Annotated in this window: 32 protein-coding genes; 30 read left to right on the top strand and 2 right to left on the bottom strand. The window is 58.4% G+C overall.

Annotated features, from left to right (window positions below; all coding sequences use genetic code 11):
- The first annotated feature begins 55 nt into the window (after positions 1–55).
- The 29 genes from tuf (at position 56) to rplQ (ending at position 16,614) form a co-directional block, all read left to right on the top strand.
- Positions 56–1,231, top strand: coding sequence for an elongation factor Tu (tuf, locus tag ACUTJJ_RS04775; protein ID WP_063948570.1), 1,176 nt, complete (start codon positions 56–58; stop codon positions 1,229–1,231).
- A 312-nt stretch (positions 1,232–1,543) separates the two neighbouring features.
- Positions 1,544–1,852 carry a 30S ribosomal protein S10 gene (gene rpsJ / locus ACUTJJ_RS04770; RefSeq protein ID WP_003507767.1) on the top strand — a complete coding sequence of 103 codons (309 nt, stop codon included), beginning with the start codon at positions 1,544–1,546 and terminating at the stop codon, positions 1,850–1,852.
- 204 nt (positions 1,853–2,056) lie between these two features.
- On the top strand, positions 2,057–2,698 hold the full coding sequence (rplC, locus tag ACUTJJ_RS04765; RefSeq protein ID WP_003507769.1) for a 50S ribosomal protein L3: 642 nt from the start codon (positions 2,057–2,059) through the stop codon (positions 2,696–2,698).
- A 12-nt stretch (positions 2,699–2,710) separates the two neighbouring features.
- Positions 2,711–3,331, top strand: coding sequence for a 50S ribosomal protein L4 (rplD, locus tag ACUTJJ_RS04760; protein ID WP_063948590.1), 621 nt, complete (start codon positions 2,711–2,713; stop codon positions 3,329–3,331).
- The gene (locus tag ACUTJJ_RS04755) at positions 3,328–3,621 is read left to right on the top strand and encodes a 50S ribosomal protein L23 (protein ID WP_063948592.1); all 294 of its coding nucleotides are present in this window, start codon (positions 3,328–3,330) and stop codon (positions 3,619–3,621) included. Before rplD ends, ACUTJJ_RS04755 begins: the two co-directional genes overlap by 4 nt.
- Before the next feature lie 43 nt (positions 3,622–3,664).
- Positions 3,665–4,501, top strand: coding sequence for a 50S ribosomal protein L2 (rplB, locus tag ACUTJJ_RS04750; RefSeq protein ID WP_063948594.1), 837 nt, complete (start codon positions 3,665–3,667; stop codon positions 4,499–4,501).
- A 15-nt stretch (positions 4,502–4,516) separates the two neighbouring features.
- Positions 4,517–4,795 carry a 30S ribosomal protein S19 gene (rpsS, locus tag ACUTJJ_RS04745; RefSeq protein WP_003507772.1) on the top strand — a complete coding sequence of 93 codons (279 nt, stop codon included), beginning with the start codon at positions 4,517–4,519 and terminating at the stop codon, positions 4,793–4,795.
- A 2-nt stretch (positions 4,796–4,797) separates the two neighbouring features.
- Positions 4,798–5,187: a 50S ribosomal protein L22 gene (gene rplV, locus ACUTJJ_RS04740; protein ID WP_006313972.1), complete on the top strand. Its 390-nt coding sequence runs from the start codon at positions 4,798–4,800 to the stop codon at positions 5,185–5,187.
- The gene (gene rpsC / locus ACUTJJ_RS04735) at positions 5,187–5,918 is read left to right on the top strand and encodes a 30S ribosomal protein S3 (RefSeq protein WP_004442600.1); all 732 of its coding nucleotides are present in this window, start codon (positions 5,187–5,189) and stop codon (positions 5,916–5,918) included. Before rplV ends, rpsC begins: the two co-directional genes overlap by 1 nt.
- A 38-nt stretch (positions 5,919–5,956) precedes the next feature.
- Positions 5,957–6,370, top strand: a complete 414-nt coding sequence (gene rplP, locus ACUTJJ_RS04730) for a 50S ribosomal protein L16 (protein ID WP_003495190.1) — start codon at positions 5,957–5,959, stop codon at positions 6,368–6,370.
- A gap of 12 nt (positions 6,371–6,382) precedes the next feature.
- The gene (gene rpmC / locus ACUTJJ_RS04725) at positions 6,383–6,583 is read left to right on the top strand and encodes a 50S ribosomal protein L29 (RefSeq protein ID WP_003495193.1); all 201 of its coding nucleotides are present in this window, start codon (positions 6,383–6,385) and stop codon (positions 6,581–6,583) included.
- A gap of 11 nt (positions 6,584–6,594) precedes the next feature.
- Complete coding sequence (rpsQ, locus tag ACUTJJ_RS04720) at positions 6,595–6,831, top strand: 30S ribosomal protein S17 (protein WP_003495195.1); 237 nt, start codon at positions 6,595–6,597, stop codon at positions 6,829–6,831.
- 234 nt (positions 6,832–7,065) lie between these two features.
- Positions 7,066–7,434 carry a 50S ribosomal protein L14 gene (gene rplN, locus ACUTJJ_RS04715; RefSeq protein WP_003495199.1) on the top strand — a complete coding sequence of 123 codons (369 nt, stop codon included), beginning with the start codon at positions 7,066–7,068 and terminating at the stop codon, positions 7,432–7,434.
- Positions 7,435–7,446: 12 nt separating this feature from the next.
- Positions 7,447–7,755 (top strand): 50S ribosomal protein L24, encoded by a 309-nt coding sequence (rplX, locus tag ACUTJJ_RS04710; protein ID WP_003495200.1) that lies wholly within the window; start codon positions 7,447–7,449, stop codon positions 7,753–7,755.
- Positions 7,748–8,302, top strand: coding sequence for a 50S ribosomal protein L5 (gene rplE, locus ACUTJJ_RS04705; protein ID WP_003495201.1), 555 nt, complete (start codon positions 7,748–7,750; stop codon positions 8,300–8,302). Before rplX ends, rplE begins: the two co-directional genes overlap by 8 nt.
- Before the next feature lie 33 nt (positions 8,303–8,335).
- Entirely contained in the window at positions 8,336–8,641 is a 306-nt protein-coding gene (gene rpsN / locus ACUTJJ_RS04700; protein ID WP_063948596.1) for a 30S ribosomal protein S14, read from the top strand.
- A 12-nt stretch (positions 8,642–8,653) separates the two neighbouring features.
- Positions 8,654–9,052 carry a 30S ribosomal protein S8 gene (gene rpsH, locus ACUTJJ_RS04695; RefSeq protein ID WP_003521007.1) on the top strand — a complete coding sequence of 133 codons (399 nt, stop codon included), beginning with the start codon at positions 8,654–8,656 and terminating at the stop codon, positions 9,050–9,052.
- Between the two features lie 43 nt (positions 9,053–9,095).
- A complete protein-coding gene (rplF, locus tag ACUTJJ_RS04690) occupies positions 9,096–9,629 on the top strand; it encodes a 50S ribosomal protein L6 (protein WP_063948598.1) in 534 nt (177 codons plus the stop codon).
- Positions 9,630–9,641: 12 nt separating this feature from the next.
- Positions 9,642–10,004: a 50S ribosomal protein L18 gene (rplR, locus tag ACUTJJ_RS04685; RefSeq protein WP_003521008.1), complete on the top strand. Its 363-nt coding sequence runs from the start codon at positions 9,642–9,644 to the stop codon at positions 10,002–10,004.
- Between the two features lie 119 nt (positions 10,005–10,123).
- Positions 10,124–10,693 (top strand): 30S ribosomal protein S5, encoded by a 570-nt coding sequence (gene rpsE / locus ACUTJJ_RS04680; RefSeq protein WP_003495208.1) that lies wholly within the window; start codon positions 10,124–10,126, stop codon positions 10,691–10,693.
- Between the two features lie 11 nt (positions 10,694–10,704).
- Complete coding sequence (gene rpmD, locus ACUTJJ_RS04675; protein ID WP_003495212.1) at positions 10,705–10,911, top strand: 50S ribosomal protein L30; 207 nt, start codon at positions 10,705–10,707, stop codon at positions 10,909–10,911.
- 16 nt (positions 10,912–10,927) lie between these two features.
- Positions 10,928–11,407: a 50S ribosomal protein L15 gene (gene rplO, locus ACUTJJ_RS04670; protein ID WP_063948600.1), complete on the top strand. Its 480-nt coding sequence runs from the start codon at positions 10,928–10,930 to the stop codon at positions 11,405–11,407.
- Between the two features lie 218 nt (positions 11,408–11,625).
- Positions 11,626–11,793, top strand: coding sequence for a hypothetical protein (locus tag ACUTJJ_RS04665; RefSeq protein ID WP_155737506.1), 168 nt, complete (start codon positions 11,626–11,628; stop codon positions 11,791–11,793).
- On the top strand, positions 11,738–13,078 hold the full coding sequence (gene secY / locus ACUTJJ_RS04660; RefSeq protein WP_004442582.1) for a preprotein translocase subunit SecY: 1,341 nt from the start codon (positions 11,738–11,740) through the stop codon (positions 13,076–13,078). The genes ACUTJJ_RS04665 and secY overlap by 56 nt, the downstream gene beginning before the upstream one ends.
- Positions 13,075–13,665 (top strand): adenylate kinase, encoded by a 591-nt coding sequence (locus tag ACUTJJ_RS04655; RefSeq protein ID WP_003507790.1) that lies wholly within the window; start codon positions 13,075–13,077, stop codon positions 13,663–13,665. The genes secY and ACUTJJ_RS04655 overlap by 4 nt, the downstream gene beginning before the upstream one ends.
- 302 nt (positions 13,666–13,967) lie before the next feature.
- Positions 13,968–14,336, top strand: a complete 369-nt coding sequence (rpsM, locus tag ACUTJJ_RS04650; protein ID WP_003516122.1) for a 30S ribosomal protein S13 — start codon at positions 13,968–13,970, stop codon at positions 14,334–14,336.
- Between the two features lie 138 nt (positions 14,337–14,474).
- The gene (gene rpsK, locus ACUTJJ_RS04645) at positions 14,475–14,864 is read left to right on the top strand and encodes a 30S ribosomal protein S11 (protein ID WP_003495225.1); all 390 of its coding nucleotides are present in this window, start codon (positions 14,475–14,477) and stop codon (positions 14,862–14,864) included.
- A gap of 195 nt (positions 14,865–15,059) precedes the next feature.
- Positions 15,060–16,070, top strand: a complete 1,011-nt coding sequence (locus ACUTJJ_RS04640) for a DNA-directed RNA polymerase subunit alpha (RefSeq protein WP_445541447.1) — start codon at positions 15,060–15,062, stop codon at positions 16,068–16,070.
- A gap of 118 nt (positions 16,071–16,188) precedes the next feature.
- Entirely contained in the window at positions 16,189–16,614 is a 426-nt protein-coding gene (gene rplQ / locus ACUTJJ_RS04635; RefSeq protein ID WP_003521014.1) for a 50S ribosomal protein L17, read from the top strand.
- A 428-nt stretch (positions 16,615–17,042) separates the two neighbouring features.
- Here the strand turns inward: rplQ and msrQ are convergent, their stop codons facing one another.
- Both msrQ and msrP read right to left on the bottom strand, forming a co-directional pair.
- Positions 17,043–17,708 carry a protein-methionine-sulfoxide reductase heme-binding subunit MsrQ gene (gene msrQ / locus ACUTJJ_RS04630; protein WP_445541446.1) on the bottom strand — a complete coding sequence of 222 codons (666 nt, stop codon included), beginning with the start codon at positions 17,706–17,708 and terminating at the stop codon, positions 17,043–17,045.
- A gap of 2 nt (positions 17,709–17,710) precedes the next feature.
- Positions 17,711–18,652 carry a protein-methionine-sulfoxide reductase catalytic subunit MsrP gene (gene msrP, locus ACUTJJ_RS04625; RefSeq protein ID WP_445541445.1) on the bottom strand — a complete coding sequence of 314 codons (942 nt, stop codon included), beginning with the start codon at positions 18,650–18,652 and terminating at the stop codon, positions 17,711–17,713.
- 307 nt (positions 18,653–18,959) lie between these two features.
- On the opposite strand from msrP, the gene ilvD reads away from it, so the two are divergent.
- Positions 18,960–20,795, top strand: coding sequence for a dihydroxy-acid dehydratase (gene ilvD, locus ACUTJJ_RS04620; protein ID WP_063949084.1), 1,836 nt, complete (start codon positions 18,960–18,962; stop codon positions 20,793–20,795).
- The last annotated feature ends 121 nt before the right edge of the window (positions 20,796–20,916 follow it).

Below are 20,916 nucleotides of genomic sequence, written 5' to 3'. Positions count from 1 at the left end.
CCCTACCGAATTTTGAAGATTATTCCCGTCAAGGGACAAGAATGGAGAGCCACTAATGGCAAAGAGCAAGTTTGAGCGCAATAAGCCGCACGTCAACATTGGCACGATCGGTCACGTTGACCATGGCAAGACGTCGCTGACGGCAGCGATCACGAAGTTCTTCGGCGAATTCAAGGCGTATGACCAGATCGACGCCGCGCCTGAAGAAAAGGCCCGTGGTATCACGATTTCGACGGCGCACGTTGAGTATGAGACGGCGAACCGTCACTATGCGCACGTTGACTGCCCCGGCCACGCCGACTACGTGAAGAACATGATCACCGGTGCTGCCCAGATGGACGGCGCGATCCTGGTTTGCTCTGCCGCTGACGGCCCGATGCCGCAGACCCGCGAGCACATCCTGCTTGCCCGTCAGGTTGGCGTTCCGGCGATCGTCGTGTTCCTCAACAAGGTCGACCAGGTTGACGACGCCGAGCTTCTCGAGCTCGTCGAGCTTGAAGTTCGCGAACTTCTGTCGTCCTACGACTTCCCGGGCGATGACATTCCGATCGTCAAGGGTTCGGCGCTTGCTGCTCTTGAAGACAGCGACAAGAAGATCGGTGAAGACGCGATCCGCGAGCTGATGGCTCAGGTTGACGCCTACATCCCGACGCCTGAGCGTCCGATCGACCAGCCGTTCCTGATGCCGATCGAAGACGTGTTCTCGATCTCTGGCCGTGGTACGGTTGTGACGGGTCGCGTTGAGCGCGGTATCGTCAAGGTTGGCGAAGAAGTCGAAATCGTCGGCATCCGTCCGACCTCGAAGACGACTGTTACCGGCGTTGAAATGTTCCGCAAGCTGCTCGACCAGGGCCAGGCTGGCGACAACATCGGTGCACTGGTTCGCGGTGTTAACCGTGACGGCGTCGAGCGTGGTCAGATTCTGTGCAAGCCGGGTTCGGTCAAGCCGCACAAGAAGTTCAAGGCTGAAGCCTACATCCTGACGAAGGAAGAAGGCGGCCGTCATACGCCGTTCTTCACGAACTACCGTCCGCAGTTCTACTTCCGTACCACGGACGTGACGGGCATCGTGACGCTTCCTGAAGGCACGGAAATGGTTATGCCTGGCGACAACGTCACGGTTGACGTCGAGCTGATCGTTCCGATCGCGATGGAAGAAAAGCTGCGCTTCGCTATCCGCGAAGGCGGCCGTACCGTCGGCGCAGGCATCGTTGCTTCGATCGTCGAGTAATTTCGACTTTTAGAATTCTGGCCCGGCGGCGGTGTCACAAACACCGCCGCCGGACTTTTGATAAAATGCCTGGCGGCGTTGCATTTTTAGGACTTGAAAAATTCGGTGAAAGCGCGTAAACGCGCACTCACAATCACCGCTGGATTCGCAAGCGATTGCGAAACGCGATGTTTTTAGCAATACAGACTAACGAAATGATTGGGGTGCGACGCGCATTCCTCTCGATTTTTGAAAATCTGCGGCGCCACGATCAATAGAAGTTCATGTGTTTCCGCGTGCGGAAACGAATAACAAAGAACAAGGACAAGACGAATGAACGGCCAGAATATCCGTATCCGCCTCAAGGCGTTCGATCACCGGATCCTCGATGCCTCTACCCGTGAAATCGTGTCGACCGCAAAGCGCACCGGCGCCAGCGTTCGCGGCCCGGTTCCGCTCCCCACCCGCATCGAAAAGTTTACTGTCAACCGCTCTCCTCACGTTGACAAGAAGAGCCGTGAACAGTTCGAAATGCGGACGCACAAGCGTCTTCTCGATATCGTTGATCCCACCCCGCAGACTGTCGATGCTCTGATGAAGCTCGATCTTGCTGCTGGCGTTGACGTGGAAATCAAGCTCTAAGACCCGGCCCGCACCGTCTAAGGTGAGGGCTGAAGTAACAAGGCCGGACCTCACTTTCGGGTGGGGGCCAATAACAAGGAAGGTACGTGGAGCAATCCAACGACTTCCAAACCGGAGACCGGAAACATCGTGAGATGTCGAAGGGCACTCCTTAACAAAGGCCAGAGAGGGTTTTCCCTTCAAGGCTCGCAAGAGGATGAACCAATGCGTTCAGGTGTGATTGCACAGAAAGTGGGTATGACACGCGTCTATAACGACGCAGGTGAACATATCCCCGTAACAGTATTGCGACTGGATAACGTACAAGTCGTTGCCCAGCGCACGGAAGACAAGAATGGCTACACCGCAGTTCAGCTCGGTGCCGGCCAGTCCAAGGTCAAGAACACGACGAAGGCACTTCGCGGCCACTTCGCCGCTGCCAATGTCGAACCGAAAGCCAAGCTCGTCGAGTTCCGGGTTTCCCCCGAGAACCTGATCGACATCGGTGCAACACTGACCGCAAATCATTTTCAGTCCGGCCAGCTGGTCGACGTCACTGGAACCACGATCGGTAAAGGTTTTGCCGGTGCTATGAAGCGTCACAACTTCGGTGGTGGCCGCGCTTCGCACGGTAACTCCGTATCGCACCGTGCACACGGTTCGACCGGTAACAACCAGGATCCGGGCCGCGTCTGGAAGGGCAAGCGCATGGCTGGTCATATGGGCCAGACGCGCGTTACGACCCAGAACCTCGAAGTCGTTTCGACCGATGAAGACCGTGGCCTCATCCTCGTGAAGGGTGCAGTTCCCGGCTCGAAGGGTTCCTGGATCATCGTCCGCGACGCCGTCAAGTCGGCTGCGAAGTAAGGGAGCCTTATCATGGAATTGAACGTCAAAACCCTCGAGGGAAAAGACGCCGGCAAGGTTTCTCTGTCGGATGAGATCTTCGGCCTCGACCCCCGCCAGGACATCCTGGCCCGCATGGTTCGCTGGCAGCTTGCAAAGAAGCAGCAGGGAACCCACAAGTCCAAGAACCGGTCGGAAGTTTCCCGTACCGGCGCGAAGATGTACAAGCAGAAGGGTACGGGCCGCGCTCGTCACCATTCGGCTCGCGCACCGCAGTTCCGCGGCGGCGGCAAGGCCCACGGCCCGGTCGTTCGCAGCCACGCCCATGACCTTCCCAAGAAGGTTCGTGCGCTCGCTCTGCGTCACGCCCTGTCTGCAAAGCTGAAGGCTGAAGATCTGATCATCGTCGATCAGCTCGTCGCGTCCGAAGCAAAGACCAAGGCTCTGCTGGGCAGCTTCGCTTCGCTTGGCCTGACCAACGCTCTCGTTATCGGTGGCGCCGAACTTGATGGCAACTTCAAGCTCGCTGCTCAGAACATCCCGAACGTGGACGTTCTGCCGGTTCAGGGCATCAATGTTTACGACATCCTGCGCCGTGGCAAGCTGGTGCTTTCCAAGGCTGCTGTAGAGGCTCTGGAGGAGCGGTTCAAATGACGGATCTTCGCCACTACGATGTGATCGTATCTCCTTCGATCACGGAAAAGTCGACGCTGGTATCCGAACAGAACCAGGTCGTATTCAACGTCGCCAAGGACGCTTCCAAGCCTGAAATCAAGGCTGCCGTGGAAGCTCTCTTCGGCGTCAAAGTCACGGCTGTGAACACGCTTATCCGCAAGGGTAAGACCCGTCGTTTCCGTGGGTTCGCCGGTAAGCTGAAGGACGTCAAGAAAGCCGTCGTCACGCTCGCCGAAGGTCAATCCATCGACGTGTCCACCGGACTCTAAAGGTTAGGCCCAAGCGGGCAAAGACCCAAAAGGGAACAAGAAAATGGCATTGAAAAGTTTCAATCCGACCACGCCAAGCCAGCGTCAGCTGGTTATCGTGGACCGCGCTTCGCTCTACAAGGGCAAGCCGGTAAAGGCTCTCACCCAGGGCCTCAGCTCCAAGGGTGGCCGTAACAACCAGGGCCGGATCACCGTCCGTTTCCAGGGTGGCGGTCACAAGCGGACCTACCGTCTGGTTGACTTCAAGCGTCGCAAGTTCGACGTTGAAGGCACCGTTGAACGTCTGGAATACGACCCCAACCGCACCGCGTTCATCGCGCTGGTTACGTATGCCGACGGCGAACAGGCTTACATTCTCGCGCCACAGCGTCTCGCTGCTGGTGACAAGGTGATCGCCTCCGAGAAGGCAGTGGACGTGAAGCCCGGCAACACCATGCCGCTTCAGTACATTCCTGTCGGTTCGATCATCCATAACGTCGAGATGAAGCCGGGCAAGGGCGGTCAGATCGCTCGCTCCGCCGGCACGTATGTCCAGCTCGTCGGCCGTGATGCCGGCATGGCCATCCTGCGTCTCAACTCGGGCGAACAGCGTCTGGTGCACGGCTCCTGCCTCGCATCGATCGGTGCTGTTTCGAACTCGGACCACGCCAACATCAACGACGGCAAGGCCGGTCGTTCCCGTTGGCGCGGCAAGCGTCCGCACGTTCGCGGCGTCGTCATGAACCCGGTCGACCACCCGCACGGTGGTGGTGAAGGTCGCACGTCGGGTGGTCGCCACCCGGTTACTCCGTGGGGCAAGCCCACGAAGGGCAAGCGCACCCGTTCGAACAAGTCGACCGACAAGTTCATCATGCGCTCGCGCCATCAGCGTAAGAAGTAAGAGAGGTAGTCACTCATGGCTCGTTCAGTATGGAAAGGTCCGTTTGTTGACGGCTATCTTCTCACAAAGGCTGAGAAGGTGCGCGAGAGCGGACGTAACGAAGTTATCAAGATCTGGAGCCGTCGTTCCACGATCCTGCCGCAGTTCGTTGGTCTGACGTTCGGCGTCTACAACGGCAGCAAGCATGTGCCCGTCTCGGTCAACGAAGACATGGTCGGCCACAAGTTCGGTGAATTCTCTCCGACCCGTACCTATTACGGTCACGGCGCGGACAAGAAGGCAAAGAGGAAGTAATCATGGCGAAGGCTAAGACCGAACGCCGGCTGAAGGACAATGAGGCTCAGGCCATTGCCCGTACGCTCCGCGTCAGCCCCCAGAAACTGAACCTGGTTGCCGCTCTTATCCGTGGCAAGAAGGTTGATCGCGCTCTCGCCGAGCTCGAATTCTCCCGCAAGCGCATTGCAGGCACCGTCAAGAAGACGCTGGAATCTGCAATTGCCAATGCGGAAAACAACCACGACCTCGACGTCGACGCGCTCGTCGTCGCCGAGGCCTATGTTGGCAAGTCCATCACCATGAAGCGTTTCCACGCTCGTGGCCGTGGTCGTGCTTCCCGCATTGAAAAGCCGTTCGCTCACCTCACGATCGTTGTTCGTGAAGTTGAGGAAAAAGGGGAGGCCGCATAATGGGTCAGAAAATCAATCCGATCGGCTTCCGTCTCGGCATCAACCGTACCTGGGATAGCCGCTGGTACGCTGACACCGCAGAATACGGCAAGCTGCTGCACGAAGACCTCAAGATCCGGGCTTACCTGATCAAGGAACTCAAGCAGGCCGGTATCGCCAAGGTCGTTATCGAGCGTCCGCACAAGAAGTGCCGCGTCACGATCCACTCGGCTCGTCCGGGTCTGATCATCGGCAAGAAGGGTGCGGACATCGAGAAGCTTCGCAAGAAGCTCTCCGAGATGACCAACTCCGAAACGCACCTCAACATCGTTGAAGTGCGCAAGCCGGAAATCGACGCGACGCTGGTTGCCCAGTCGATCGCTCAGCAGCTCGAGCGCCGCGTGGCTTTCCGCCGTGCGATGAAGCGTGCTGTTCAGTCCGCAATGCGTCTTGGCGCCGAAGGCATCAAGATCACCTGCGGCGGCCGTCTCGGCGGTGCTGAAATCGCGCGTACCGAATGGTACCGCGAAGGTCGCGTTCCGTTGCACACGCTGCGTGCGGACATCGACTACGGCACGGCTGAAGCTGAAACCGCATTCGGCATCTGCGGCATCAAGGTCTGGATCTTCAAGGGCGAAATCCTTGAGCACGATCCGATGGCCTCTGAGCGTCGCGGTCTCGAAGGCGACGCACAGGGCCCTGCAAGCCGTGAGCGTGGCGATCGTGGCGATCGTCGTCGCGAAAACGCTTGATTGACGCTGGCGAAAGATAAGCTCGGAGAAGTAAGAAAATGTTGCAGCCAAAGCGTACTAAGTACCGTAAGCAGTTCAAGGGACGCATCAAGGGCGTCGCCAAGGGCGGCTTTGACCTGGCATTCGGTGAATTCGGCTTGAAGTCGCAGGAACCGAACCGCGTGAATGCACGCGAGATCGAAGCGGCCCGCCGCGCGATCACGCGTTACATGAAGCGCGCAGGTCGCGTGTGGATCCGCGTATTCCCCGACGTTCCGGTAACGGCAAAGCCGACCGAAGTTCGTATGGGTAAGGGCAAGGGTTCGGTCGATTACTGGGCATGCAAGGTCAAGCCCGGTCGTATGATGTTCGAGATCGACGGTGTGTCCGAGGAGATCGCCCGTGAGGCGCTTCGTCTCGGCGCTGCCAAGCTCTCGGTCAAGACGCGCTTCGTACAGCGCATCGCAGAGTAAGGAGCAAGGCACATGAAAGCCGATGAAGTTCGCGGCCTCAGCGCCGACCAGCTCAAGGACAAGCTCGCCGATCTGAAGAAGGAGCAGTTCAACCTGCGCTTCCAGAAGGCAACTGGTCAGCTGGAGAAGTCCTCGCGCATCAACGAAGTCCGCAAGGATATCGCCCGCGTAAAAACCATTGCCCGCCAGAAGGCGGCAGAAGCCAAGGCCTAAGGAAGAATAATATGCCGAAACGCATTCTGCAGGGCGTCGTTGTGTCCGACAAGAACGAGAAGACTGTCGTAGTTCGCGTTGAGCGTCGATTCGCTCACCCGCTGCTTCAGAAGACCGTTCGTCGTTCGAAGAAGTACAAGGCACACGACGAAAACAATCAGTATAAGGTCGGCGATGTCGTTTCCATCGAGGAATGCGCACCGATCTCCAAGGACAAGCGCTGGACGGTCGTTTCCGCCCAGGCTTAATTTCATCAGAATCGCGCCTTGTGTCTTGCACTTGGCGCGAATTCCTGTATGAAGCAGCGCAAGGACGCTCGTGACCCGGGCGTCTTTTGCTTTGATGCGCACGGAAGGTCCTTCGGGAAACCACCCTGTCACGATTTTTCCGCGCAAAAAAAGAGATATTCATAAGCTGGGGCAGGGGGCTCGCTCGGGAGAGTTTGCCCAACCGTTCCGGTAACAACAAGAAGGCGACCTGACATGATTCAGATGCAAACAAACCTCGACGTGGCGGATAATTCCGGCGCACGTCGTGTCATGTGCATCAAGGTGCTGGGCGGCTCGAAGCGCAAATATGCTTCTGTTGGCGACATTATTGTCGTTTCCATCAAGGAAGCTATTCCGCGCGGCCGCGTCAAGAAGGGCGACGTGATGAAGGCGGTTGTCGTGCGCACCGCCAAGGACATCCGTCGCGCTGACGGCAGCGTCATCCGTTTCGATAACAACGCAGCCGTTCTTATCGACAACAAGAAAGAGCCCATCGGCACCCGTATCTTCGGACCGGTTCCGCGCGAACTTCGCGCCAAGAACCACATGAAGATCATCTCGCTGGCTCCGGAAGTACTGTAAGGAGCGATTGCGATGCAGAAAATTCGTAAAGGCGACAAGGTTGTCGTATTGACCGGTAAGGACAAGGGCCGTACCGGCGAAGTAATCCAGGTAATGCCGAAAGAAGACCGTGCCGTTGTGCGTGGCGTGAACATGGTGAAGCGTCACCAGCGCCAGACCCAGGCTCAGGAAGCCGGCATCATCAACAAGGAAGCATCCTTGCACATCTCCAACATCGCCATCGTCGACAAGGATGGCAAGCCGACTCGCGTTGGCTTCTCGGTTGTGGATGGCAAGAAGGTCCGCGTGGCCAAGCGTTCGGGAGAAGTGATCGATGGCTGATAAGTACGAGCCGCGTCTCAAGACGGAATACGTTTCCCGTATCCGTGGCGCCATGCAGGAGAAGTTCTCCTACGCAAACGTCATGATGATCCCGAAGCTTGAAAAGATCGTGATCAACATGGGCGTTGGCGAAGCAACCGCCGACTCCAAGAAGCCCACGATTGCTGCCGGTGACCTGGCTGCGATTGCCGGTCAGAAGCCGGTCGTTACCCGCGCTCGCAACTCGATCGCTGGTTTCAAGGTTCGCGAAGGCATGCCGATCGGTGCGAAGGTTACCCTTCGTGGCGCCCGCATGTACGAATTCCTTGATCGTCTGGTCAACATCGCGCTGCCGCGCGTTCGCGACTTCCGGGGCCTGAACCCGAAGAGCTTTGACGGCCGTGGCAACTTCGCCATGGGCATCAAGGAACACATTGTGTTCCCTGAGATCAACTACGATAAGGTTGATCAGATGTGGGGCATGGACATCATCGTTTGCACGACGGCGACGTCGGACGACGAAGCTCGGGCTCTGCTGACAGAGTTCAACTTCCCGTTCCGTCACTAACCGTAACGACGAGCGTAGAAAAGGAACTCCGATATGGCGAAAACAAGCGCAGTTGAAAAGAACAAGCGCCGCCGCAAGTCGGTCGCCCAGCAGGCAACCAAGCGCGCTGCACTCAAGGCGATCGTGATGAACCAGTCCCTTCCGATCGAAGAACGGTTCAAGGCCACTCTGAAGCTCGCTTCGCTGCCGCGTGACGGCTCGAAGACGCGTATCCGCAACCGCTGCGAAGTAACGGGCCGTCCGCGCGCGTTCTATCGCAAGCTCAAGATGTCGCGTATCGCGCTTCGTGAGCTGGGCAATTCCGGCAAGGTGCCGGGCATTGTCAAGTCGAGCTGGTAAGGAGACGGGCACATGACCATGACTGATCCTTTGGGTGATATGCTCACCCGCATCCGCAATGGTGCTGCTCGCCGCAAGTCTTCGGTAAGCACCCCTGCTTCCAGCCTCCGCGCACGCGTTCTCGACGTGCTGCAGGCTGAAGGCTACATCCGCGGTTATTCCAAGGTCGATTTCGAAAACGGCAAGTCCGAGTTCACGATCGAGCTGAAGTACTACGAAGGCGCGTCCGTGATCCGTGAGATCGGCCGCGTTTCCAAGCCGGGCCGCCGGGTTTATGTCTCGGTAAAGTCCATTCCGCAGGTCGCGAACGGCCTCGGCATCACCATCCTTTCGACCCCGAAGGGCGTGATGGCCGATCACCAGGCTCGCGAACAGAACGTTGGTGGTGAGGTTCTTTGCTCGGTCTTCTAAGACCCGAGCAAGGATCTCCATAACGAACAGACAGGATTGAATAATGTCTCGTATCGGTAAAAAGCCCGTTCCGGTTCCCGCAGGTGTGACGGCCAATGTCGACGGCCAGAAGGTCACTGCGAAGGGCCCGAAGGGTGAACTGTTTTTCGTCGCTAACGACGACATTCAGCTGAAGCTCGAAGATAACGGCGTTTCCGTAACGCCGGCGAATGAGAGCAAGGAAGCTCGTTCGAAGTGGGGCATGTCCCGCACGATGATCGAGAACATCTTCAAGGGTGTTAAGGACGGCTACGAGCGCAAGCTCGAAATCAACGGCGTTGGTTACCGTGCCGCCATGCAGGGCAAGAACCTGCAGCTGGCTCTCGGCTTCTCCCACGACGTGGTTTATGAGCCGCCGGTCGGCATCACCATCGCCGTTCCGAAGCCCACGGAAATCATCGTTTCCGGCATCAACAAGCAGCAGGTTGGCCAGGTAGCCGCGGAAATCCGCGAATACCGCGGTCCCGAGCCCTACAAGGGTAAGGGCGTGAAGTACGCTGAAGAGCGTATTGTCCGCAAAGAAGGCAAGAAGAAGTAAGGATCACGCGAAATGGCTAGCAGGAAAGAAGCACTTGCACGTCGCGCGAGCCGTGTGCGCCGCCAGATCAAGGCGGTTGCCAACGGCCGCCCGCGCCTGTCGGTTCATCGCTCGTCGAAGAACATCTACGCCCAGATCATCGATGACGTTGCTGGCAAGACGCTTGCGTCTGCCTCCACGCTCGAAGCTGATCTGCGCGGTTCGCTCAAGACTGGCGCCGACGTTGCAGCAGCAACGGTTGTCGGCAAGCTGGTTGCCGAGCGCGGCGTCAAGGCTGGCGTCAAGGATGTCGTATTCGACCGTGGCGCGTTCATCTATCACGGCCGCATCAAGGCCCTGGCAGACGCTGCCCGCGAAGGCGGCCTGAACTTCTGATCTTTTTCCGCCCGGACAATGATCCGGGCGGAATTTCACCGGACCACGCGGATCTCTTCAGTGAGGCCGCTGGTCTTTTCGTTTGCCGTTCCACCCGTAAAAGAAAAAGGACAAGGACAATGGCACAGGAAAAAAGAGGTTCTCGCGACGATCGCCAGAATCGTGAAGAGCGCGATAGCGAATTCGTCGACAAGCTGGTCGCGATCAACCGCGTTGCGAAGGTTGTCAAGGGTGGCCGTCGTTTCGGCTTTGCCGCTCTCGTCGTCGTTGGCGACCAGAAGGGCCGCGTTGGTTTCGGTCACGGCAAGGCTCGTGAAGTTCCGGAAGCGATCCGCAAGGCAACTGAAAGCGCAAAGCGCGATCTGATCTTCGTTCCGCTGCGCGATGGCCGTACGCTGCACCACGACGTCAATGGCCGTCACGGCGCAGGCAAGGTTCTGCTGCGTTCGGCCAAGGCCGGTACCGGTATCATCGCCGGTGGTCCGATGCGCGCCGTTTTCGAAACGCTCGGCGTTCATGACGTTGTTGCGAAGTCGACCGGTTCGTCGAACCCGTACAACATGGTTCGCGCCACGTTCGACGCTCTGAAGCATCAGGTTCATCCGAAGGACATCGCTGCACAGCGCGGTCTGAAGTATGCGACCCTTCAGGCTCGCCGTGCCGCTTCCGGCAACGCTTCTGAAGAATAAGGAGCTGGATCATGGCCAAGAAGACTACTGAAGCCAAGAAGACTGTTACGGTCGAACAGATCGGCAGCCCTATTCGCCGCCCGGCAATCCAGCGTCAGACGCTGGTCGGTCTGGGTCTCAACAAGATGCATCGTCAGCGCACCCTGGAAGATACTCCTGCGGTTCGTGGCATGATCCGTGCGGTCCAGCATCTCGTTCGCGTCGTTGACGAGAAGTGAGACGGAGTAACCTATCATGAAACTCAATGAAATCAGAGATAACGAAGGCGCCTCCAAGGATCGTATCCGCGTAGGTCGCGGTATCGGTTCCGGCAAGGGCAAGACCGGTGGTCGCGGCGTCAAGGGTCAGAAGGCTCGTTCGGGCGTCGCTATCAACGGCTTCGAAGGCGGTCAGATGCCAATCTACCGTCGTCTGCCGAAGCGCGGCTTCAACAACATCTTCGCTTCCGAATATGTTGTCGTGTCGCTCGGTCGCATTCAGACTGCCATCGACGCCAAGAAGCTTGACGCTTCCGCAACGATCGATGCTGCTGCTCTCAAGGCTGCCGGCGTTATTCGTCGCGCCAAGGACGGCGTGCGCATTCTCGCCGACGGCGAGCTGAAGTCCAAGGTCTCTTTCGAAGTTGCCGGCGCTTCCAAGCCCGCGCTCGAAAAGATCGAAAAGGCTGGCGGCTCGATCAAGCTTCTGGCTGTTGCAGCGGAAGCCGCCGAGTAATGTATGAAACTCAGACGCCCGGTGCGCATGTCGCGCCGGGCGTTTGCGCTCCCTGGCCACTGTTGCTTTCGATCTAAATCGATTTATAGAGCATCAGGGCAATCTCTTCGCGGTGTGCTTTCTTTGCCCCGCTTGCGGCAGAAAGTGCCGCAGGGAGAGCCTCACAGTTCTTGAACTTCCGTAGGGGAGGGGATAGGACATAAAAAACAGGGTGAGGCATGATGGCGGCCAAGAGCTGCATTCGTCCGAAGCCCGGTTTTGACCAGTATCTTTTAGACCTTTCCGCATTGGCCGGTATTGCTGGCTGGCAAGGGTCATTCGGAGAAATTTATGGCTTCAGCAGCGGAACAACTGGCTTCGAACCTGAATTTTTCGACCTTCGCTAAGGCGGAGGATCTGAAAAAGCGTCTCTGGTTTACTCTTGCCGCACTTCTCGTCTACCGTCTCGGCACCCATATTCCGCTTCCGGGCCTGAACCCTGAAGCCTATGCGCAGGCCTTCCGTGGCCAGGCCAACGGTATTCTCGGTCTTTTCAATATGTTTGCGGGTGGCGCTGTCGAGCGCATGGCGATTTTCGCCCTCGGCATCATGCCTTACATCTCCGCTTCGATCATCGTGCAGCTCATGACCTCGGTCGTGCCCTCGCTCGAAGCGTTGAAGAAGGAAGGCGAGGCCGGTCGCAAGATCATCAACCAGTACACCCGCTACGGCACGGTGCTGCTCGGCACGTTGCAGGCCTATGGCATTGCGGTCGGCCTTGAAAGCGGCAATGGCCTCGTGGTCGATCCAGGCTGGTTCTTCCGCATTTCCACCGTCATCACGCTGCTCGGCGGCACGATGTTCCTGATGTGGCTTGGCGAGCAGATCACCTCGCGCGGTATCGGCAACGGTATTTCGCTGATCATCTTTGCGGGCATTGCCGCAGGTCTGCCGAAGGCTCTTGCCGGCACGTTGGAACTCGGCCGCACCGGTGCGCTTTCGACCCCGCTCATCCTGACGGTTGTCGTGGTTGCAATCGGCGTCATTGCTCTCATCGTGTTCGTTGAGCGTGCGCAGCGCCGTCTGCTGATCCAATATCCGAAGCGACAGGTCGGGAACCGGATGTTCCAGGGCGATACCTCGCACCTGCCGCTGAAGCTCAATACCGCCGGCGTCATTCCCGCGATCTTCGCATCGTCGCTGCTGCTTCTGCCGGCAACCGCTGCTGGCTTTGCCGGTAACACCAACCTGCCGACCTGGGCAACCTCGATCATCGCGTCGCTGCAGCATGGCCAGCCGCTGTTCATGGCGCTCTATGGCTTGCTGATTGCGTTCTTCGCCTTCTTCTACACGGCGATCGTGTTCAATCCGAAGGATACGGCTGACAATCTCAAGAAGCATGGCGGCTTCATTCCGGGCATTCGTCCGGGCGAGCGCACCGCGGAGTACATCGATTACGTTCTGACCCGCATCACGGTGGTCGGCGCGATTTATCTGGTCTTCGTCTGTATCCTTCCTGAGACACTTATCGCACGCACGGGCATCCCATTAGCCCTTGGTGGTACTTCGCTTTTGATCGTCGTCAGTGTAACTCTGGATACGGTTGCGCAGATTCAGGGTCACCTGATCGCCCAGCAGTATGAAGGTCTGATCAAGAAGTCGAAGTTGCGTGGAGGAAAGAGGGGACGATGAGACTGATATTTTTGGGTCCGCCGGGTGCGGGCAAGGGAACCCAGGCCAAGAGGCTGACTGACAAGTACGGGATCCCCCAGCTTTCAACCGGTGACATGCTACGCGCTGCGGTCAGCGCGGGCACCGAAATCGGCAAGCGCGCCAAGGCCGTCATGGACGCCGGCGGGCTGGTATCCGACGATATCGTCAATCAGATCGTTTCCGAACGTATCGAAGCTCCTGACTGTGCCAAGGGTTTCATTCTAGACGGTTATCCGCGCACCGTTCCGCAGGCGAAGGCGCTTGCCGACAACATGCGCAAGAAGAACCTCGTTCTCGACGCTGTGATTGAGCTGAAAGTGGACGAAGAGGCTTTGATTCGCCGAATCGAAAACCGCGTCGCCGAGACCATTGCTGCTGGCGGCACTGTCCGTTCGGATGACAATCCGGAGGCTTTCCGCAAGCGTCTGACGGAATATCGCGAAAAGACTGCGCCGCTGTCCGCTTATTACAGCGAACAGGGCGAACTGGTGACGCTGGATGGCATGGCAGATGTCGATGCCGTCACCGAGGCTATCGAGCGCGTTCTCGAGAAAGCCTCCGCCTGATCGGAGGAATGAATGGGTGAGGACCGTCGCGTTCTTGCCCATATTCCTTTTCCGAAAGGCGGCTGATCCTTTGGGTCGCAAAAGAATCTTGGCGGAGCCGGTTGCTTTTTTGCGCTGATTCCGTTAAACACCGCGCCAACTCGCGACATCCCAAGCGACTGGCGCGGATTTCCCTTAGGGAAGGGAGATCCGGGTACGGTCGTTTTGACTTGTCACGGACACCAATTTGAACTGGCGGTCTTTCGGCCGCTCAAATGGAATCACCACTTGCCGGATGGCAACTGGAACCAAGGAGAAAAGACGTGGCACGTATCGCTGGCGTCAACATCCCGACTGCGAAGCGCGTTGTTATTGCGCTGACCTACATTCACGGGATTGGTCCGAAATTCGCGCAGGAAATCATGGACAAGGTCGGTCTTCCGGCTGACAAGCGCGTTCATCAGCTGACGGATGCTGAAGTTCTTCAGATCCGCGAAGCCATCGACCGCGACTACCAGGTCGAAGGTGACCTGCGTCGTGAGACGTCGATGAACATCAAGCGTCTGATGGACCTCGGTTGCTACCGCGGCCTGCGTCACCGTCGTGGCCTTCCGGTCCGCGGTCAGCGCACGCACACCAACGCCCGCACCCGCAAGGGCCCGGCGAAGGCTATCGCTGGTAAGAAGAAGTAATTTTCCGGTTCTCCGGAAAGGGGAGGCTGGTGCAGTCCGCGCCAGCCTTTCTGAGTTTGGCGAAAAGCTCGGTCACGGGCTGATTGCCGGTGTAGCCGCTGGTGTTACGGCGGTGAAGAGATCAATGAAAGGTATAAAATGGCCAAGGAAGCCGCACGCGTCCGTCGTCGCGAACGCAAAAATATCACGTCTGGCGTCGCGCACGTCAACTCGACCTTCAACAACACGATGATCACCATCACCGACGCACAGGGCAATGCTATCGCCTGGTCGTCCGCTGGTGCCAAGGGCTTCAAGGGTTCGCGTAAGTCGACCCCGTTCGCTGCCCAGATCGCTGCTGAAGATTGCGCGAAGAAGGCTCAGGAACACGGCATGAAGTCGCTTGAAGTTGAAGTTTGCGGTCCGGGTTCCGGCCGTGAATCGGCACTTCGCGCTCTGCAGGCTGCCGGTTTCATGATCACTTCCATTCGCGACGTGACGCCGATCCCGCACAACGGTTGCCGTCCGCGCAAGAAGCGCCGCGTCTGACGCGACCGTGGTTCGGAAATTCCGCCTTACCTCAGGTCTGGCGGAATTTTCGTGTATCTGGCGTGTGCGCGTCGATTTCGATCGGCGGACTTGCGCTCAAGAACCCACCGATGAACCACTGAATTCGGTTCCTCTCGGTGTTTTCATGCTCGGTCCGTCACGATTGGATGGTGGCGGCGAACGGAAGGTTTAAAGATGATTCAGAAGAACTGGCAGGAACTTATCAAGCCGAACAAGGTCGAGTTCACCTCGTCCAGCCGCACCAAGGCAACGCTGGTTGCCGAGCCGCTGGAGCGTGGTTTCGGTCTTACCCTCGGCAACGCGCTGCGTCGCGTTCTGTTGTCTTCCCTGCGCGGCGCCGCTGTTACGGCCGTGCAGATCGACGGTGTCCTGCACGAATTCTCCTCCATCCCCGGCGTTCGGGAAGATGTGACGGATATCGTGCTCAACATCAAGGAAATCGCCATCAAGATGGACGGCGACGATTCCAAGCGCATGGTCGTGCGCAAACAGGGCCCGGGTGCCGTAACCGCTGGTGACATCCAGACGGTAGGCGACATCGAAATCCTGAACCCCGACCACGTGATCTGCACGCTCGACGATGGCGCTGAAATCCGCATGGAATTCACCGTCAACAACGGCAAGGGTTACGTACCGGCTGAGCGCAACCGCGCGGAAGATGCCCCGATCGGCCTCATTCCGGTGGACAGCCTCTATTCTCCGGTCAAGAAAGTGTCCTACAAGGTGGAAAACACCCGTGAAGGCCAGGTTCTCGACTATGACAAGCTGACCATGACGATCGAGACCAACGGTTCGGTTTCCGGCGAAGACGCCGTTGCCTTCGCCGCTCGCATTCTTCAGGACCAGCTGGGCGTCTTCGTCAATTTCGACGAGCCGCAGAAGGAAGCAGAAGAAGAATCGGTTACGGAACTCGCGTTCAACCCGGCGCTTCTCAAGAAGGTCGACGAGCTCGAGCTGTCCGTTCGTTCGGCAAACTGCCTGAAGAACGACAACATCGTTTACATCGGCGACCTGATCCAGAAGACCGAAGCCGAAATGCTCCGCACGCCGAACTTTGGTCGCAAGTCGTTGAACGAAATCAAGGAAGTTCTCGCTTCCATGGGTCTGCACCTCGGCATGGAAGTGCCGGCATGGCCGCCTGAGAACATCGAAGATCTCGCCAAGCGTTACGAAGACCAGTACTAACAAACAAGAAGGCAGACCTCAAAGACTGCCTTTCCCCGTCAAACAGCAGGTAAGTCACCTGCATGTGCCAGGAAACGGCAGGCCTTAAAGAAGGAACCTGCGTAGAAGGAGAATAGCAATGCGCCACGGTAATTCAGGCCGCAAGCTCAATAGAACCGCCAGCCACCGCAAGGCAATGTTTGCCAACATGGCTGCTTCGCTCATCACCCATGAGCAGATCGTCACCACGCTTCCGAAGGCGAAGGAAATTCGCCCGATCGTTGAGAAGCTCGTCACCCTCGGCAAGCGCGGCGACCTGCACGCTCGTCGTCAGGCGATTTCGCAGATCAAGGATCAGGACGCCGTTCGCAAGCTGTTCGACGCGATCGCAGCCCGTTACGCAAACCGCAACGGCGGCTACCTGCGTATCATGAAGGCCGGCTTCCGCCAGGGCGACAATGCCGCTCTCGCCGTCATCGAATTCGTCGAGCGCGACGTTGACGCCAAGGGTGCAGCTGACAAGGCTCGCGTTGCTGCTGAAGCTGCTGCTGCCGAAGCCGCATAAGGTTTGACGCCTTTCAAGGCGTCGTGAGTTAAAAAAGCCGGGCGAGAGATCGCCCGGCTTTTTTGTTGCGGATAGTGGGTTTGCTGTTACCGGCGATTTTGCCCGCGCCGGGGTTTATGATGCGGCAGGTGTCGTGCGATCCGGTTCACAATTTCGGTCAGGAGGGAGGGGCAGAATATACACTCGGTCGGCCGCGTAATGCTTAGCCCAGAGGGTTTGCAGATCGTCTTCCTCCACGTCGCCTTCCGTAATGCGTTCGGCGAGTTGCGATAATGCCTGCCGCTGCCTCACATCTAACCCTTTACAAATTTGAGTCGGTTCGAATGCTGAGCCACGCGCAATAATGTGGAATACCTCGCTCAACGCGGCTTGAGCTGCTGAAGACAGTGCCGTGCTTTGTTGAAGCGGGGACGTTCTCTCGGGAGGGCTCATGCGTTTGGCGGCGCGCGTAAAGGCGCACGGCGTGGTTGGCGCGCGCGCTTGTATTGGAGGATCGGTTTGCGCACCAACCGATAGCCCAACAGCACCATCATCGTGCTGATATAGAACATCGGCTCCAGCGTGATCGACTTTCGTGCCAGCACGAAATGCAGCACGCCGACGATGAGGACGAGATAGACGAGCTTGTGCAGCGTGTTCCAGCGGCTGCCGAGTTCGCGGATCGACCAGCGGTTCGAGGTCAGCGCCAGAGGCAGGAGCATGATGAGCCCCGCCATGCCAAGCATGATGTAGGGGCGTTTGAGAATGTCGTCGGCGATGGAGCTGAAGACGAGGCCACGATCCAGCACCAGATAGACGGTGAAATGCGCCAGAACATAATAAATGGCGATGAGGCCCAGCGCCCGGCGGTAGGCGATGAGGTTGAGGTTGAAGAGATCGCGCAGCGGCGTGACGAGCAGCCCGAGACAGAGGAAGCGCAGTGCCCAGATGCCGAGCAGGTGCTCGAAATCCTTCACCGGGTTAAAGCCGAGGCCGCCCGTTGCGGCGAGGTAAAAATACCAGACACCCGGAGCAAGGCCGATGACATAGAGCGCCCAGATGGCTGCCGGTTGGTAACGCTTCGGCAGCGAGGGAAGGGACAGGGCAAAGGCCATGGTCAGTAATTCGCCTTCAGGTCCATACCCGCATAGAGGCTCGCCACTTCCTCGTAACCATTGAACATCAGCGTCGGACGGTTCTGCGTACCAAAAAAGCCGCCTTCGCCGATGCGTTGCTCCGTCGCCTGGCTCCAGCGCGGGTGGTCCACATGCGGATTGACGTTGGAATAGAAGCCATATTCGCGGGCATTGGAGTTTTTCCAGGTCGTTTCCGGCTGTTTTTCGGTGAGCGAGATCCGGACGATGGATTTGATGCCCTTGAAACCGTATTTCCACGGCACGACAAGCCGGATCGGTGCGCCGTTCTGGTTCGGCAGCGTTTCGCCATAAAGCCCGACGGCGAGGATGGTGAGCGGATGGCGCGCTTCATCGAGACGCAGTCCTTCGACATAGGGCCATGACAAAGGCTGGAACAGGCCGCTCTGTCCGGGCATTTCGTCGGGCCGAACGACGGTCTCGAAGGAGACGTATTTGGCACTGCCCAGGGGCTCGACCTTGTCGAGTAGGCTCGCAAGCGGGAAGCCGATCCACGGAATGACCATAGACCAGCCCTCGACGCAGCGCATGCGATAAGTGCGCTCCTCCAGCTGGTATTTCATCAACTCCTCTATACCGAATTCCTGCGGCTTCGAAACGAGGCCGTCCACCTTTACCGTCCAGGGTGTTGGCTTGAACTTACCGGAATTTTCCTTTGGGTCGGATTTGCCGACGCCGAATTCATAGAAGTTGTTGTAGCTGCTGACGGCGTCGAGCGGCGTGAGCTTTTCATCCAGCTTATAAGCACTAGCCTTTGCCGAAAGCGGTGCGGCGACGGCCTCGCGTCCCGCCAGGCCAATGGCTGCGAGCCCTGCCGCCGTTCCGAGGAAATTGCGTCGGGAGAGATAGAAGGACTTCGGCGTGATTTCTGAAGACGCAATATGAGGCGGACGATAGGCGGGCATGGTAACCTCCACAAAAGCCGGGTGCATCGGCGATAAATCGATTATGATAGCCAATACGGTCGCTGCACAGATATGTTTCAGCGTCGCGATGAAAAATAGGGCCGGCGGCTCGCAATCGCGCATTTGTGATGCCCGGTCCTTCATAGGCAGGTCAAATTCGGGGGCGTACCGTACCGGACCGTACTGTTTTGACCGAAGGTGACAGTGACAGCGCTCGCGGTTTGCGCTAGAAACACCGCAAAATAGGGAAGGAGCCATCTTGCCGCTATCGCGGAACGCGCTCCGGCCAGAGATCGAGGAAAACACCATGCCAGCCTATCGCTCCAGAACGACAACCCACGGCCGAAACATGGCGGGCGCGCGCGGCCTTTGGCGCGCCACCGGCATGAAGGACAGCGATTTCGGCAAGCCGATCATTGCTGTCGTCAATTCCTTCACGCAGTTCGTACCCGGCCACGTGCATCTGAAGGATCTTGGCCAGCTCGTTGCCCGCGAAATCGAAGCGGCTGGCGGTGTGGCCAAGGAATTCAACACCATCGCGGTCGATGACGGCATCGCCATGGGTCACGACGGCATGCTCTATTCCCTGCCGTCGCGCGAGATCATTGCGGACTCGGTCGAGTACATGGTCAACGCCCATTGCGCCGATGCGATGGTGTGCATTTCCAACTGCGACAAGATCACCCCCGGCATGCTGAATGCTGCCATGCGCCTCAACATTCCCGCCGTCTTCGTGTCTGGCGGTCCGATGGAAGCGGGTAAGGTGGTTCTGCACGGCAAGACGGTCGCTCTCGATCTGGTCGACGCCATGGTGGCTGCTGCCGACGACAAGATCTCCGATGAGGACGTCAAGGTCATCGAGCGTTCTGCCTGCCCGACCTGCGGTTCCTGTTCCGGCATGTTCACCGCCAATTCGATGAACTGTCTGACCGAGGCGCTGGGCCTGTCTCTGCCCGGCAACGGCTCGACGCTCGCGACCCATTCGGATCGCAAACGCCTGTTCGTTGAGGCCGGTCATTTGATCGTCGATCTGGCGCGCCGTTATTACGAGCAGGAAGACGAAACCGTTCTGCCACGCACCATCGCCAACAAGGCGGCGTTTGAAAACGCCATGTCGCTGGATATCGCCATGGGCGGCTCCACCAACACGGTGCTGCATATCCTCGCCGCCGCGCACGAGGGCGGGGTGGATTTCACCATGGAAGACATCGACCGGCTGTCTCGTAAGGTGCCCTGCCTTTCCAAGGTCGCGCCCGCCAAGCAGGACGTTCACATGGAAGACGTTCACCGCGCCGGCGGTATCATGCGCATTCTCGGCGAGCTGGAGCGCGGCGGTCTCATCAACCGCGATACCTATACGGTACATGAGGCGACGCTCGGCGACGCCATCGACCGTTGGGACATCACGCGCACCAACAGCGAGACGGTTCGCGAATTCTTCAAGGCGGCCCCCGGCGGCGTGCCGACGCAGGTCGCCTTCAGCCAGTCTTCGCGCTGGGACGATCTGGATACCGACAGCGACAACGGCGTCATCCGTTCGGTCGAGAAGCCTTTCTCCAAGGATGGCGGCCTTGCCGTGCTTTACGGCAACATCGCGCTCGACGGCTGCATCGTAAAGACGGCAGGTGTTGATGAATCCATACTGAAATTCAACGGCCCGGCGGTCGTTTACGAAAGCCAGGACGCGGCCGTGAAGGGCATTCTCGGCAACGAGGTCAAGGCGGGCGACGTGGTCGTCATCCGTTATGAAGGTCCGAAGGGCGGGCCGGGTATGCAGGAAATGCTTTATCCAACCAGCTACCTGAAATCCAAGGGCCTTGGCAAAGCCTGCGCGCTCATCACCGATGGTCGCTTCTCCGGTGGCACGTCAGGCCTTTCCATCGGTCATGCCTCGCCGGAAGCGGCACAGGGCGGCGCCATTGGCCTGGTGCGCCAGGGTGACCTGATCGAGATCGACATTCCGAACCGCACGATCAACCTGAAGGTTTCCGACGCGGAACTGGCCGCGCGCCGGGCCGAGCAGGAAGAAAAGGGCTGGAAGCCGGAAGCACCGCGCAAGCGCAATGTCACCACAGCGCTGAAGGCCTACGCGGCCTTTGCATCGAGCGCGGATAAGGGTGCAGTGCGGATTTTGCCGGAGTAATCCTGTCGGCAAGGGGGCGCAGTACTCACCGCCGCCTTGCGCGATGGCTGGAGCTTGCTGATCGGAACCGAAAAGCTCTCTTCCCTCATGCTCGGGCTTGTCCCGAGCATCTGCAGCCGAC

Source organism: Agrobacterium sp. DKPNP3, from assembly GCF_052686535.1.
The sequence above is the reverse complement of the archived record's forward strand: the minus strand, read 5'-3'. Positions and strand labels throughout refer to the sequence as shown.

What these genes read in the sequence shown, in the direction of transcription:
- tuf (WP_063948570.1), top strand. Translation starts at nt 56, where the DNA reads ATGGCAAAGAGCAAGTTTGAGCGCAATAAGCCGCACGTCAACATTGGC.
- rpsJ (WP_003507767.1), top strand. Translation starts at nt 1,544, where the DNA reads ATGAACGGCCAGAATATCCGTATCCGCCTCAAGGCGTTCGATCACCGG.
- rplC (WP_003507769.1), top strand. Translation starts at nt 2,057, where the DNA reads ATGCGTTCAGGTGTGATTGCACAGAAAGTGGGTATGACACGCGTCTAT.
- rplD (WP_063948590.1), top strand. Translation starts at nt 2,711, where the DNA reads ATGGAATTGAACGTCAAAACCCTCGAGGGAAAAGACGCCGGCAAGGTT.
- ACUTJJ_RS04755 (WP_063948592.1), top strand. Translation starts at nt 3,328, where the DNA reads ATGACGGATCTTCGCCACTACGATGTGATCGTATCTCCTTCGATCACG.
- rplB (WP_063948594.1), top strand. Translation starts at nt 3,665, where the DNA reads ATGGCATTGAAAAGTTTCAATCCGACCACGCCAAGCCAGCGTCAGCTG.
- rpsS (WP_003507772.1), top strand. Translation starts at nt 4,517, where the DNA reads ATGGCTCGTTCAGTATGGAAAGGTCCGTTTGTTGACGGCTATCTTCTC.
- rplV (WP_006313972.1), top strand. Translation starts at nt 4,798, where the DNA reads ATGGCGAAGGCTAAGACCGAACGCCGGCTGAAGGACAATGAGGCTCAG.
- rpsC (WP_004442600.1), top strand. Translation starts at nt 5,187, where the DNA reads ATGGGTCAGAAAATCAATCCGATCGGCTTCCGTCTCGGCATCAACCGT.
- rplP (WP_003495190.1), top strand. Translation starts at nt 5,957, where the DNA reads ATGTTGCAGCCAAAGCGTACTAAGTACCGTAAGCAGTTCAAGGGACGC.
- rpmC (WP_003495193.1), top strand. Translation starts at nt 6,383, where the DNA reads ATGAAAGCCGATGAAGTTCGCGGCCTCAGCGCCGACCAGCTCAAGGAC.
- rpsQ (WP_003495195.1), top strand. Translation starts at nt 6,595, where the DNA reads ATGCCGAAACGCATTCTGCAGGGCGTCGTTGTGTCCGACAAGAACGAG.
- rplN (WP_003495199.1), top strand. Translation starts at nt 7,066, where the DNA reads ATGATTCAGATGCAAACAAACCTCGACGTGGCGGATAATTCCGGCGCA.
- rplX (WP_003495200.1), top strand. Translation starts at nt 7,447, where the DNA reads ATGCAGAAAATTCGTAAAGGCGACAAGGTTGTCGTATTGACCGGTAAG.
- rplE (WP_003495201.1), top strand. Translation starts at nt 7,748, where the DNA reads ATGGCTGATAAGTACGAGCCGCGTCTCAAGACGGAATACGTTTCCCGT.
- rpsN (WP_063948596.1), top strand. Translation starts at nt 8,336, where the DNA reads ATGGCGAAAACAAGCGCAGTTGAAAAGAACAAGCGCCGCCGCAAGTCG.
- rpsH (WP_003521007.1), top strand. Translation starts at nt 8,654, where the DNA reads ATGACCATGACTGATCCTTTGGGTGATATGCTCACCCGCATCCGCAAT.
- rplF (WP_063948598.1), top strand. Translation starts at nt 9,096, where the DNA reads ATGTCTCGTATCGGTAAAAAGCCCGTTCCGGTTCCCGCAGGTGTGACG.
- rplR (WP_003521008.1), top strand. Translation starts at nt 9,642, where the DNA reads ATGGCTAGCAGGAAAGAAGCACTTGCACGTCGCGCGAGCCGTGTGCGC.
- rpsE (WP_003495208.1), top strand. Translation starts at nt 10,124, where the DNA reads ATGGCACAGGAAAAAAGAGGTTCTCGCGACGATCGCCAGAATCGTGAA.
- rpmD (WP_003495212.1), top strand. Translation starts at nt 10,705, where the DNA reads ATGGCCAAGAAGACTACTGAAGCCAAGAAGACTGTTACGGTCGAACAG.
- rplO (WP_063948600.1), top strand. Translation starts at nt 10,928, where the DNA reads ATGAAACTCAATGAAATCAGAGATAACGAAGGCGCCTCCAAGGATCGT.
- ACUTJJ_RS04665 (WP_155737506.1), top strand. Translation starts at nt 11,626, where the DNA reads ATGATGGCGGCCAAGAGCTGCATTCGTCCGAAGCCCGGTTTTGACCAG.
- secY (WP_004442582.1), top strand. Translation starts at nt 11,738, where the DNA reads ATGGCTTCAGCAGCGGAACAACTGGCTTCGAACCTGAATTTTTCGACC.
- ACUTJJ_RS04655 (WP_003507790.1), top strand. Translation starts at nt 13,075, where the DNA reads ATGAGACTGATATTTTTGGGTCCGCCGGGTGCGGGCAAGGGAACCCAG.
- rpsK (WP_003495225.1), top strand. Translation starts at nt 14,475, where the DNA reads ATGGCCAAGGAAGCCGCACGCGTCCGTCGTCGCGAACGCAAAAATATC.
- ACUTJJ_RS04640 (WP_445541447.1), top strand. Translation starts at nt 15,060, where the DNA reads ATGATTCAGAAGAACTGGCAGGAACTTATCAAGCCGAACAAGGTCGAG.
- rplQ (WP_003521014.1), top strand. Translation starts at nt 16,189, where the DNA reads ATGCGCCACGGTAATTCAGGCCGCAAGCTCAATAGAACCGCCAGCCAC.
- msrQ (WP_445541446.1), bottom strand. Translation starts at nt 17,708, where the DNA reads ATGGCCTTTGCCCTGTCCCTTCCCTCGCTGCCGAAGCGTTACCAACCG.
- msrP (WP_445541445.1), bottom strand. Translation starts at nt 18,652, where the DNA reads ATGCCCGCCTATCGTCCGCCTCATATTGCGTCTTCAGAAATCACGCCG.
- ilvD (WP_063949084.1), top strand. Translation starts at nt 18,960, where the DNA reads ATGCCAGCCTATCGCTCCAGAACGACAACCCACGGCCGAAACATGGCG.